Origin of the sequence: Acinetobacter sp. WU_MDCI_Abxb74 (genome assembly GCF_025513915.1) — a bacterium.
GTDB classification, from domain to species: domain Bacteria; phylum Pseudomonadota; class Gammaproteobacteria; order Pseudomonadales; family Moraxellaceae; genus Acinetobacter; species Acinetobacter calcoaceticus_C.
Window position 1 is genome coordinate 264,149 of record NZ_JAHPRP010000001.1, and the last position, 13,050, is coordinate 277,198.

The window sequence follows — 13,050 nt, forward strand, 5'->3', positions numbered from 1 at the left end:
TTTAACACGCAAAGTTAAAAGGAAATGGTTAATATTTTGGCAAACTGTTAAGGATTTTATTATTTAAGAATAACGAGTTGAACATCTATTGTACAGATTTAATATAAAAGACATTATTTTTATAAAATGTGACCAGCCCAAACATCTAGGTTTGAGCTGGTTGAAAAATTTAGTACTGCCAGAACATACGTTGAATTTCTTTAGCATCTGTCGTTTTAGTAAGCGCTAATGCAGTAAGAAGACGCGCTTTCTGCGGGTTTAAATCATGTGCCGCTACCCAACCATATTTAGAGTCAGGTTGTTCTGCATCACGCACTACAAAACCTTGTGCAACACGTGATGAACGGATAATTTGAATACCGTTCTTGTCATGAAGATTTTGTAAAGTTGGGACGATATATTTTGGTACCGAACCGTTACCAGTGCCTGCATTGATAATCGCTTTAGCACCTGCTTTTGCATATACTTCATAAGCATCTGGAAGCATAGAGCCTGAGCCATAAACGATCTGTACTGTTGGAAGCGCATCGCCTTTAATATTCTCGATATTAAATTCAGAAGCATTTGTAAAACGTTTTACAGACTGTCTGAACCAGTATGGCTTGCCTTCAACTAATGTACCTAAAGCGCCCCATTGGCTAACAAAAGCATTTGTATGAATGTTAATGCCTTTAGTTACATCACGTGCAGCAAAAATAGAGTCGTTCATAAGAACCATAACGCCTTTATTTTTTGCATCATCAGAAGCGGCTAAAGCAACTGCACTATAAAGGTTAAGTGGTCCGTCTGCTGAAAGAGCAGTTGAGGGGCGCATTGAACCAACAATAACAATCGGCTTATCAGTGTGAACAACCAGATTTAAGAAAAACGCTGTTTCTTCTAAAGTATCTGTACCGTGAGTAATCACAACACCATTAACAGATGGTTTTTTTACCAGCTCATTTACTTGACGAGCAATTTGTAATAATTCCTTGTCAGTAATACTTTCAGAAGCGACCTGTAATGCCTGAATACCAGTTACATTCGCCAAATCTTTGATTTGTGGAACTGCATTAATTAAAGCATCAACTGGAACTTTTGCAGCAGTGTAAGTCGCACTGTTTGCTGAACTTGCACCAGCACCTGCGATAGTACCGCCAGTGGCAACAACAACGACATTGTTTTTTGCGTAAAGTGGGAGAGAGCAGGCCAATAAGCCCATCGCTAAACCTAAAGATTTAACAGTTTTAGTCAACATCGAAAATATCCTTATGAAGTGACGAAAGTAAAAAAAGTTTGTCGAATATGTCTGCTTTTCCTAAGCAAAATACAGACCATGTAAAACATATTCGTAACTTGCTGAATAAGAAGCTTCCTTGAATAGCATTTTGTTTTACCAACAATTACTTAGTCATTGCTTTTATTCAGCGTTAATAAATATCATGAATAAATAAAAAAATCTATTAAGTTTTTCTAATTTATCTCGATTTTTTTACTTTTTAATATAAGGAAAGCAAATGATTTTTTTATCATTATAAAATCAAAAAATAATGGGTGTGATGAGGGTCTTGTTTACCATTTGGTGTTTTTATTATATTGATTATAAAAGGTATTATTTAAAAATTGAATTATATGAATTTTTGGATGAAAAAATTAAATAATAATTTAAATAGTTTAATATAATTAAGTTTTAATAAATGAATTAAAATTTAATCACTTGATGTTTATTTTTAATAATATAAATTTTGTTTGGGTAGTTTTTGTTCTCTTTTTAAGGTTTGCTGTGAAAAAATTTAATAGGAATTGAAATTCATTATTTAATATAAAAATATAGATAAATTTTTATTGTTTAATTTTAGAATAAAAAGAAGAGCAATTTTATAAGGTCGTATAAAATTGCTCTTAAGTTGGGAGAGTGGGAGAAAAGAGAAAATTAAGCGGTCGTTTGTTCTTGAGTTGATTTAATTAATACAGGTTCTGGTAGTTCTTCAGTGTCAGCTACTTTTTCGCCTTCAAGCTTGGCAACAACTGCTGTAGCAATACTGTTACCTACTACGTTTGTTGCAGTACGACCCATATCAAGGAACTGATCGATACCAAGCAGTAAAAGAATGCCTGCTTCAGGTAAATTGAACATGGTGAGTGTTGCTGAAATAACGACGATAGAAGCTCGTGATACACCCGCAATACCTTTACTTGTCACCATAAGAGTTAACAGAATTAAGATTTGTTGAGTAAAGCTCAGATCGATGTTGTAAGCTTGAGCAATAAACAGTACTGCAAAAGTGGTGTACATCATTGAACCATCTAAGTTAAATGAATAACCTAAAGGTAGTACGAAGCTAGTCACTTTTTTAGGTACACCAAATTTATTTAATGCATCCATTACTTTTGGGTACGCAGATTCACTTGAAGCTGTAGCAAAAGCAAGCGTTACAGGTTCACGAATTAATTTTCCTAAGCGGAAAATATCTTTTTTCAGTACTATCGCACCGACAGAGAATAAAATGATCCAAAGTAATAGAAGACCGAAATAGAACTCTGCGATTAAAATACCATAGTCAACGATTAAGCCTAAACCTTGTACGGTAATTGCAGAAGCCATTGCTGCAAATACTGCAAAAGGGGCGAACATCATGACGTAATCGGTAATGCGGAACATGATTTTACTGAGTTCTTCAGTCAAACGAACAATAACTGAGTCTTTTTCGTTGCCTTGATTAACAAAAGCAAGAGCTGAACCAAAGAAAATTGAAAAAACGAGTACTTGTAGGATGTCATTGTTGGCCATTGCTTCTGCAATGCTGCGTGGGAAAACATGGCTTAAGAATGATTGTAGGGTGAAACCAGTAGTAGTTGGGAGAGAAGAGCTACTAATTTGCTGTGCTGTTGGTAATGCTAAATCTAAAGCTGCACCAGGTTGGAAGAAGTTAGCTAATCCCATACCGATTGCAAGCGATACAAACGAAGCAGTAATAAACCAAGTCATTGACTTAAGTGTAATACTTCCAATTGATGTTGATTTCCCCATTGATACAATGCCTGCAACAATTGTGGCAAATACCAATGGCGCAATAATCATTTTGATTAAGCGTAAAAAGATGTCTGAAATAATGCTGAAATAAGAAGCGATCTGTTTGAGTTGTTCACCTTCATTGAAAAAGTGGTGACAAATCCAACCTGTCAGTACGCCGAGTAAAATAGCAATAACAATATACTTGAGCAATTTCTTTTGCTTCATATGAACCTCTATCCATTTGATTCAATCATCCTTTGATGGGATTTGAATGATTGAAAGCTTTCCTTGTTAGTTCAGTCCGGTCGTTTTAACGATTTTATCTTCCTAGATCTGTATCTGTTTAAACCGAATCGAATATGGTGATGTTGTTATGGAAGGGGATTGTTGCTCGATTTTGATGCAGTGTGAAATGCAAAAAAATATTGATCCATGCATTTTTTGCATAATGAAGATGGGTGAAAATGCGAAATTAAACACAAATTTAAACGAATGGTAAAAAATATATAAATGAATTATTAAGGTGAATTTAAAGATTAAAAGAAATAAATTTACAATAAAAAACATTTAAATTCAAAGTGTTATTTTTGAATAGATAGGAAGGTAGTAGCGTTTGGGATAATTATTTTTTTAAATAATAAAATAGAATTATCAAAAAAGGCATCCAATTTAAGATGCCTTTTTCGATATGCATTTTTTTTAACGACGGTTGGCTAAGAAACGACCTAAGCGAGTAATTGCTTCTCGTAATTCATTTTCAGCAGGTAAGAAAACCACGCGGAAATGATCTGGAGTTGGCCAATTAAAGCCTGTACCTTGCACCAATAACACTTTTTCTGCACGTAACAAATCAAGCATTAACTTTTCGTCATCTTCAATTGGATAGATGTTCGGATCTAGGCGAGGGAAACAGTACATTGCTCCATCTGGTTTCACGCAGCTTACCCCAGGAATCTCATTTAGCATTTCCCAAGCAATATTACGCTGTTCGTATAAACGGCCACCCGGACGAATCAAGTCATTAATTGATTGATATCCTCCGAGAGCAGTTTGAATCGCATATTGAGCTTGAACGTTTGCACATAGGCGCATAGATGCCAACATATCTAAACCTTCGATATAGTCAGCAGCACGGCTTTTATCCCCAGTAATTGCCATCCAGCCTGAACGGAAACCTGCAATACGATAAGCTTTTGACAAGCCATTAAAAGATACACAAAGCTGGTCACCCGCTAATGAAGCCACTGAAACATGTTCAATGCCGTCATAAATAATTTTGTCGTAAATTTCGTCAGCAAATAAAATTAAGTCATGTTTCTTTGCAACTGCGACAATTTGTTCAAGCACATGACGTGGATATACTGAACCAGTCGGGTTGTTCGGGTTAATAATGACAATGCCACGTGTGTTCGGCGTAATTTTAATTTCAATATCAGCAATATCTGGATACCAGCTATTTTCTTCATCACATTTATAGTGGATTGCTGTACCACCTGAAAGATTAACGGCTGCTGTCCAAAGTGGATAATCTGGCATTGGAATCAGCATTTCGTCACCATCATCTAACAAACCTTGCATAGCCATGACAATCAGTTCGGATACGCCGTTACCAACATACACGTCATTGACATGCATATTTAGAATCCCTTTCTGCTGGTAATACTGACAAATTGCTTTACGAGCAGGGAAGATACCTTTTGAATCAACATAACCAATTGCATTTGGCAGGTTTAAAGCAACGTCATTAATAATTTCTTGTGGTGCTTCAAAACCAAATGGAGCAGGGTTGCCAATATTTAATTTGATAATTTTATGTCCTTGCTCTTCCATTTCATTGGCGGCTCGCAATACCGGCCCACGAATGTCATAACAAACATGCTCAAGTTTTGATGATTTTTTAATTTCTCGAGTGGAGGGCATGGAATGGAGGGTAGCAGTATTTTTAGACATAACTGGATTCACTTTTGCATATCGGTATAAATAACTTTTAAATGTTTTAACTGTTACCAAATTTAGATCGTGTTGATCTTTTAGCAATTCAACAATTTTTTCATGGGTGTAACCCGATTGTTGATATTGTTTGATAATTGGTAGTAGTTGTTGGAAAACCACACTTTTTTTCTGAGACATGTTTTGTCCTATACAACCGTGCGCAATAAGAATAGCACTATGTTTGCTTGCTTTAAAGAAGAATAGTAATAAATTTGCTTACTTTTTATTTTAAATTTTGCTTACTTTTTGCTTTTTGTTCTTTATATGTTTAAATTCCAACAAATTTTACGTTCAGAGACTAGTGTTTTTGTGATGAATGGCGTAAATATAAAACTCAATCATCAGAAATGTTTACATCAGAATAAAAGGTGCATGTCATGGGAAAAGTCAATAAAACAGACCGGGAATGGCAAAGAGAGTTATCACCAGAAGAGTATCGGATCACACGACAAAAGGGCACTGAACCTGCATTTACGGGGCAATACTGGAATACTAAGCAACATGGTACCTATGTCTGCCGTTGCTGCGGCGCAGAATTGTTCTCATCAGATACTAAATATGACAGTGGTTGTGGTTGGCCTAGCTTCTTTAAACCGATTGAGGCTACTGCAATTGAAGAACATGACGATTTATCGCATGGTATGGTCAGAACAGAAATTGTTTGTCATGATTGCGAAGCCCATTTAGGGCATGTTTTTGAAGATGGACCACAGCCGACTGGTTTGCGCTATTGTGTAAACTCGGCATCATTACAACTGAAATCACAAGAAAAAAATGATGAGGAAACCTATCCATGAGTAATATTTATCAGTTTGAAGCTGAACTGTTAGAGGGCGAAGTTAAGCAATTAGCTGATTACAAAGGTAAAGTTTTACTAATTGTAAATACCGCAAGTAAATGTGGCTTTACACCACAGTTTGCGGGCCTTGAAAAACTTTATGAGAAATATAAAGATCAAGGCTTGGAAGTTTTAGGTTTTCCCTGCAACCAGTTTGGGGGGCAAGATCCAGGCAATAATAAAGAAATCGGTACTTTTTGTCAGCGCAACTATGGGGTGAAATTCCCGATGTTTGCAAAAGTGGATGTAAAAGGACCGGAAGCCCACGTGATTTTTAGATATTTAACACGTGAAGCTAAAGGTATTTTAGGCAGTAGCACGATTAAATGGAACTTTACCAAATTTTTGGTGGGAAGAGATGGCGCTGTGCTCAACCGCTATGCACCTACGACTAAACCAGAAGCTTTAGAAGCTGATATTGAAAAAGCATTAGCAAGTTAATGAATTGAATGAACGCTATTCCCCAAGCTTTTGAGTTTTGGCAAGATGAGCGAATGCCTTATGTTGAAACTAGAAGATCTTGTTTTAGCCGAACATGTTATAAATCTCATAGTCATCCAACATTTTCAATTGGAGCTATAGACGAAGGGAATAGCGTTTTTCAAAGCTCATTTGGTACAGCACAAAAGATTTCTGCTGGTACGTTAGTCATTGTGCCAGCTCACATTGAACATTCTTGTAACCCGCTGCCTGATCAGGCTTGGAGTTACCAGATGCTGCATCTGGATATATCTTGGCTTAATCAATGGTACGCCGAATTTCAAAAAGAGGGCTTTGATTTAAATTTGCCCCAGCATAGACCTCTCATTATTAAAGATGAAAATTTATATCAGGCTTTTTCTGATATGAATGAGACTCTATTTGATTCACAAAAGTTGATTTTTGAAAAAGAACAGTCGCTTATCTATTGTCTTACACAGTTGTTATTACCTCATTTTATATTAGAAGAAATACAGAAAACTCAATATTTGTATGAAAGCTTTTTGGACTTAATACATATTATTAAATCATCCGAACGATTTATTTCTTTAGAAGAGCTTGCCCAACAGGTGGGCCTTAGTCGATATGCAATCATTCGTCTGTTTAAAGCCAATGTTGGTTTAACACCGCATGCATTTCAAATTAATTTAAAGATTAATCAGGCCAGAGCACAATTAAAGCAAGGCATTCCACTCGCAGAGCTGGCTGTAAATTTAGGCTTTAGTGATCAGAGCCATTTTCATAAAGCTTTCAAAGCCCATACAGGAATCACTCCTCGACAGTTCCAACTTGCTGCCGCGCAATAATTTACAAGAAATTATTTATCTCTATTTTTAAGATATTCCATATTGTTTTACAGATGAAACCGTTATGGAAGCTTTTTTAGTTATCGCCTTTACTCACTTTTTAGCTTTGTTATCTCCGGGACCTGATTTCTTTCTTATTTTGACCAGCCTTTTACAAAAAGGCTCGCGCTATACGTATGGCGTCATTGTAGGAATTACTTTGGGTAATGCCTTAATTTTAATGGCTTGTCTGTTTGGATTTATGTTGCTTGGAAATTTAAGTACGAACATTCTTTTAGTACTTAAATGGCTTGGAGCAGGGTATTTAGCTTATTTAAGTTATCTTTGTTTTAAGGCTGCTCGTTCTGACAACTTAACTTTCGCGGTTGAAGAAAATGGCTTAATAAATCAAGAACCACAACACCAGATTAAAATTAAAAGTTTAATGTTAGGAATACAATCTAGTCTTCTTAATCCTAAAAATATTATGTTTTATAGTAGCTTAATGTTGCTCATTCAGCATCAATTTAGTCTGGTTCAAAAATTGCTAATCAGCACGTGGATGACTGCGATGGTACTTGTTTGGAACTTACTGTTGGTTCATCTATTGCTTCAAAATCGAGTTCTAGAACAGATTAAACGTTCAGCGATAGGCTTATATTATTGTTCTAGTCTCGCTTTTATATTTTTCGCAGTACTACTGGTTGTTTATAGTTAATGTAGTGTACAGCCTTTAATATTACTAAAGGCTGTACAAGTTACTTATGCTTAGAGAATTGCTTTTAAACGCTTAACTACTTCTTCACATTGCGCTAAATCGGCGACTAAAGCCATACGTACATGATTTTCCCCAGGGTTACCTTGTTCGGTATCACGAGATAGGTAACGTCCCGGTAAAACTTTAATATGTGCTTTTTCCATTAACATCTTGGCAAAAGTTTCGTCGTTATCAACTTTTAACCAATAATAAAAACCAGCATCTGGTTTTTGCAGAGGTAATAAGTGACCGAGTTCAGTTTGGAATAAATCAAATTTTGCACGATATTGCTTACGATTTTCTTCAACATGGCTTTCGTCATTCCATGCTGCAATTGATGCAAGCTGATGTTGAACAGGCATTGCTGCACCATGATAAGTACGGTACTGCAAATATGGTTTTAATAATTCTGCATCACCCGCTACAAAACCTGAGCGTAAACCCGGTAAGTTTGAGCGTTTAGAAAGTGAATGGAATACGACACAGTTTTTATAGTCATCACGACCAAGTTCTGCACAAACTTCTAATAAGCCTGTAGGTGCTTGATCGAACCAAAGCTCTGAATAGCATTCGTCAGAAGCAATAACAAAATTATATTGATCAGATAAGGCAATTAACTTTTTGAATTGCTCTTTAGAAAGCACAGTACCTGTTGGGTTGCCCGGTGTACATACAAAAAGAAGGGCTGTTTTTTCCCATACTTCTGCGGGCACAGCATCAAAATCACCTAAATAGCCATTTTCTTCTGTGCAATTTATGAAATAGGGTTTTGCACCAGCCAGTAGAGCTGCACCTTCATAAATTTGATAAAACGGATTCGGCATGACCACATACGGTGCGTCTTCACGGTTAATGAGCGCCTGAACAAATGAGAAAATTCCTTCACGAGTACCAGACACTGGCAAAATATGGTTTTCTGCACTAATGCTATTGAGTTTGAAGCGTTTGGTTAACCACTCTGCAATACTTTGGCGAAGCTCTGGCAAACCCTTACTATTTGGATAAGTTGATAGATGGTTAAAGTTATCAATAATTGCCTGTTTAACAAACTCTGGTGCTGGATGCTTAGGTTCACCAATTGATAGTGGAATCAATGGAAGATGAGCAGGAGTGATATCCTTAAAAAGCTGGTTTAACTTTTCAAATGGATACGGGTGCAATAACGACAAGCTAGAGTTCATTAAACAGTTACCAATTAGTTGAGTTTCAGTGCTGACAAATTTGATTAGATGCTTCATCTAATGCAGCTTTAAGCTTTTCCGAGAAGAGTTTGACCTCTTCATTATTTAACGGCTTTCCATCTTTTTTCGTGACAAAGAAAATATCTTCTGCACGTTCACCTAAAGTTGCGATTCTAGCTGAATGGATGTCTAAACCTTGCATCATAAATAAACCACCCACACGTGCAAGTAGGCCAGGGTGATCAAGTGTTGAAATTTCGACCATGTTTTGCTGTAACGCTTCATTCAATGTAACGTCGACTGTATTTTCAATATCAAAATGACGTAGTTGACGTGGAATACGGCGTTGCATAAGTCCTGGGTATTGATCTGGCTGACTAAGCGCTTTCACTAATGCAGTTTTAACGGTTTCTTCGCGTTCAGGGTCGGTCAGTAATGTCCCGAAACGATCAAGTACAACATAGGTGTCTAAGCTAAATGCTGTACTTGCCGTGATAATTTTTGCATCTTGAACGTCTAAATTCATTTTGTCCAAAACTGCAACAGTGGTGGCAAAAAGGTTGGGTTGGTCACGTGTATATATAAAGATTTGCACTGCATCTTGGGCAGCTTTACGGTGAGCACGCAACAGTACTAATGGCTCTGGATTATCGCCGTGTTTCAAAATTGCTTGAGTGTGCCATGCAATTTCATCTGCCGATTCTTTAATGAAGTATTCATCACCCAGTTCTTGCCATACTTTTTCGACGTCTGCTAATGAGAAGTTATTTACCAGTAATTCACTTGCTGCAAATTTGGTGTCTTCAATCAGCATTTGATAGTCAACAGGGCGACTTAAACCTGTACGAATGACATCACGGGCATGCGTATAAAGTTGACGCATAAGTGAGGCACGCCATGTGTTCCACAGTTTTGGATTTGTCGCATTAATATCTGCAACCGTTAAGGTATATAGATAATCAAGATGTTCCATATCGCCAAGTTTTTCAGCAAAATCTTTAACCACATCTGGGTCGGAAATATCCTTTTTCTGAGCAGTCAGTGACATGAGCAAATGGTTGTGGATGAGCCATGCAATTAATTTACATTCACGCTCTGTAAAGCCATGCGCACGTCCAAATTCGATAGCATCTTCTGCACCGAGTTCACTATGGTCTCCACCGCGGCCTTTAGCAATGTCATGAAATAATGCAGCGATAAATACAATATCTTGACGTGCAAGACGTTGGAAAACAGAGCTTACAACAGGGAACTCTTTCGCAAACTCAGGTTCTTTAAAACGGTTTAAGTTGCGCAGCAATAATAATGTGTGAGCATCGACTGTATAGATGTGGAATAGGTCATATTGCATAAGACCCATAATTTGACCAAACGCCGGAATATAGTTTCCTAAAACACCATAGCGTTTCATCGCCACCAAAGTATCGTATAGACGATAGGGTGAGCGAATAATCGACATAAACAGCGCTTGATGTTCAGGATTATCTCGATAATTTTGATTAATACGTTTTGCAGCAAGAATAAGTAAGCGTAAAGTACGAGCGCGAATGCCTTCAATATCTGGTCGATTAGCCAAAATATAGAATAATTCTAAAATAGCACTTGGGTGTTCTGCGAATATTTTGTGGTGCTGTACGGCAAGCTTGTTATCAACGATTTTAAAATGATTATTAACTTCTTCAATTTTACGTTCGTAATTGGGTAAGCGCGGAGTAATGACCGATTCGCTAAAATACGCCAACAACATTTCATTGAGGGTAGAAACCTGCTGAGCAGTACGGTAGTAGCGTTTCATGAACTGCTCGACACCGTAATTTACAGGCTGACCTTCTTGACGGACATAGCCAAATTGAGCCGCGATTTCTCTTTGATGATCGAACAGAAGACGGTTTTCATCACGTTTCGCTAAGCGGTGTAAATGATGACGAATTTCCCAAAGAAAACTTTCAGCTTCTTCTAAAACTGTTAATTCAAACTCTGAAATAAAACCTAAATGCACTAAGTCATAAATACGGTTTACGCGGAAATGACGCTTGGCGATCCAGCCAATCTGGTTAATATCACGAATGCCACCTGGTGCATTTTTAATATCGGGTTCTAAATTGCTTTCAGTATTGTTGTGTTGGTGGTAACGCTTAGCTTGTTCAGCCATTTTTGCATCATAAAAGGTTTTGTCTGTCCACGTTTGCGAAACAATACGACGCGGCCATTTTGCAAGTTGACTATTACCTGTAATTAGACGTGCTTCAATGAGTGTAGTTGCGACGGTTAGATCTGTCGCTGCCTGTTCAACACAGCTTTGAATAGTACGAACGCTAATTCCGGGTTTGAAATTGCCAACATCCCATAAAGAGGAAATAAATGTAGAAATACGCTTTTCATTTTCTTCGTTAATTTCATGTTCTGACAAAATCATGATATCAACATCGGAATAGGGCAGCATTTCACGGCGCCCATAACCACCTACAGCAAAAAGACCTAGATCAGTCTGGTCGAGTTCAGCATGTCTCCATAAAAAGATCAGTGCTTCGTCAACTAAATCTGAGCGTGCTTTAATGACTTCCCGAATAGATTGCCCATTTTCATATGAATCCTGCAATTGCTTTTCTACATCTGTTCGCCATTGATTAATGGCTTTAATATCATGATGGCTTGTAACGTAGTTCAGCAATGGCGATGTATTGATCATGAAAATGGGTCTACCAATAAGTAAATATTAAGAGTTGGTTTTTACGCTTACTTGATCAGCGGTTTCTTTCGCTAAAGTGCGGGCAAGATCAGTATTTTCTGCACGAGCAGTTGCCACACCCATACGACGTCGTTTGAAACCTTCTGGTTTGCCAAACAGGCGTAGGTCGGTATTTGGATTAGTTAATGCCGTATTTAAGCCGCTATAGCTTAAGTTGTTGGCATCTACACCAGCATAAATAACTGCGCTAGCAGCAACACTATGGCGAGCTGTGCTCACTGGTAATCCTAAAATTGCACGAGCATGCAGTTCAAATTCGCTTTGAAATTGCGATGCTAGAGTCACTAGACCTGTATCATGTGGGCGAGGTGATACTTCACTGAACCAGACTTTATCGCCTTTAATAAACAGCTCTACACCAAAAATACCACAGCCCCCTAGTGCTGTCGTAACTTTATTCGCAATACGTTTTGCTTCTTCAAGTGCAGCAGCTGTCATAGGTTGGGGCTGCCAGCTTTCTACATAATCACCTGCATCTTGACGGTGACCAATTGGGTCGCAGTAGTGAGTTTCGATTTCACCAGTTTCAGGGTTTTTAGCACGAACGGTAAGTAATGTAATTTCAAAATCAAAATCAATTTGAGATTCAATGATGACCGTACCTTGGTTAACACGACCACCTTGCATCGCATATTCCCAAGCAGCATCGACTTCATCGAAGCTTTTTACACGAGATTGGCCTTTACCTGAAGATGACATTACCGGTTTTACAAAGTTTGGATAACCAATATCATCAGAAGCGGCGCGGAAGCTTTCTAGTGAGTCGGCAAATCGGTAAGCAGAGGTAGGTAAACCAAGCTCTTCAGCAGCAAGACGACGAATACCTTCACGATTCATTGTCAGGTTTACCGCTTTAGCAGAAGGAATAACCGTTGCAGTTTGGCTCGCTTCAATTTCAACGAGAACTTCTGTAGCGATGGCTTCGATTTCGGGAACAATTAAATTCGGTTTAATTTTTTCGATGAGCTGTTTTAATTGAATAGGATCAGCCATATTTAACACATAAGAAAAATGTGCAACTTGCATGGCTGGCGCATGATCATAACGGTCGGCTGCATGTACTTCTACACCAAGGCGTTGTAAGGAAATTACAACTTCTTTGCCAAGCTCTCCTGAACCTAACAATAAAACTTTGAATGCAGAAGATTGAAGTGGGGTACCGAGTGTCACGCTCATGCGAATCATCCTGACAAAATTATTTTTTTAAGCATAGCAGAACTTATGGTGGAGTTAAGCCTTATCATGCATAAAAAAAGTAATTTTGTCGGACAAT

At 37.7% G+C, this 13,050-nt stretch carries 10 protein-coding genes; 4 read left to right on the forward strand and 6 right to left on the reverse strand.

Going from position 1 to position 13,050, the window contains the following annotated elements:
• Positions 1–169: 169 nt before the first annotated feature.
• The 3 genes from KTH84_RS01235 to KTH84_RS01245 form a co-directional block, all read right to left on the reverse strand.
• On the reverse strand, positions 170–1,237 hold the full coding sequence (locus tag KTH84_RS01235) for an asparaginase (RefSeq protein WP_262471695.1): 1,068 nt from the start codon (positions 1,235–1,237) through the stop codon (positions 170–172).
• A 675-nt stretch (positions 1,238–1,912) separates the two neighbouring features.
• Positions 1,913–3,220 (reverse strand): dicarboxylate/amino acid:cation symporter, encoded by a 1,308-nt coding sequence (locus KTH84_RS01240; RefSeq protein ID WP_133973990.1) that lies wholly within the window; start codon positions 3,218–3,220, stop codon positions 1,913–1,915.
• A gap of 474 nt (positions 3,221–3,694) precedes the next feature.
• The gene (locus KTH84_RS01245; RefSeq protein WP_262471696.1) at positions 3,695–5,125 is read right to left on the reverse strand and encodes a pyridoxal phosphate-dependent aminotransferase; all 1,431 of its coding nucleotides are present in this window, start codon (positions 5,123–5,125) and stop codon (positions 3,695–3,697) included.
• Positions 5,126–5,364: 239 nt separating this feature from the next.
• Between KTH84_RS01245 and msrB the strand changes: the two genes are divergently transcribed.
• The 4 genes from msrB to KTH84_RS01265 all read left to right on the forward strand — a co-directional run bounded on the left by msrB (position 5,365) and on the right by KTH84_RS01265 (position 7,808).
• Positions 5,365–5,784: a peptide-methionine (R)-S-oxide reductase MsrB gene (gene msrB, locus KTH84_RS01250; RefSeq protein ID WP_005041267.1), complete on the forward strand. Its 420-nt coding sequence runs from the start codon at positions 5,365–5,367 to the stop codon at positions 5,782–5,784.
• Positions 5,781–6,266 carry a glutathione peroxidase gene (locus KTH84_RS01255; protein WP_003651303.1) on the forward strand — a complete coding sequence of 162 codons (486 nt, stop codon included), beginning with the start codon at positions 5,781–5,783 and terminating at the stop codon, positions 6,264–6,266. The genes msrB and KTH84_RS01255 overlap by 4 nt, the downstream gene beginning before the upstream one ends.
• A gap of 8 nt (positions 6,267–6,274) precedes the next feature.
• A complete protein-coding gene (locus KTH84_RS01260) occupies positions 6,275–7,111 on the forward strand; it encodes an AraC family transcriptional regulator (RefSeq protein ID WP_262471697.1) in 837 nt (278 codons plus the stop codon).
• 64 nt (positions 7,112–7,175) lie between these two features.
• On the forward strand, positions 7,176–7,808 hold the full coding sequence (locus KTH84_RS01265) for a LysE family translocator (RefSeq protein WP_262471698.1): 633 nt from the start codon (positions 7,176–7,178) through the stop codon (positions 7,806–7,808).
• 50 nt (positions 7,809–7,858) lie between these two features.
• Here KTH84_RS01265 and dapC read toward each other — a convergent pair whose 3' ends face one another.
• Genes dapC through purT form a run of 3 tightly spaced genes read right to left on the reverse strand, consistent with a single transcriptional unit; the run spans position 7,859 to position 12,962 of the window.
• Complete coding sequence (gene dapC, locus KTH84_RS01270; RefSeq protein WP_262472466.1) at positions 7,859–9,028, reverse strand: succinyldiaminopimelate transaminase; 1,170 nt, start codon at positions 9,026–9,028, stop codon at positions 7,859–7,861.
• A 25-nt stretch (positions 9,029–9,053) separates the two neighbouring features.
• Positions 9,054–11,717, reverse strand: coding sequence for a [protein-PII] uridylyltransferase (gene glnD, locus KTH84_RS01275; RefSeq protein WP_262471699.1), 2,664 nt, complete (start codon positions 11,715–11,717; stop codon positions 9,054–9,056).
• 27 nt (positions 11,718–11,744) lie between these two features.
• Positions 11,745–12,962 carry a formate-dependent phosphoribosylglycinamide formyltransferase gene (purT, locus tag KTH84_RS01280; protein ID WP_262471700.1) on the reverse strand — a complete coding sequence of 406 codons (1,218 nt, stop codon included), beginning with the start codon at positions 12,960–12,962 and terminating at the stop codon, positions 11,745–11,747.
• Positions 12,963–13,050 lie beyond the last annotated feature (88 nt).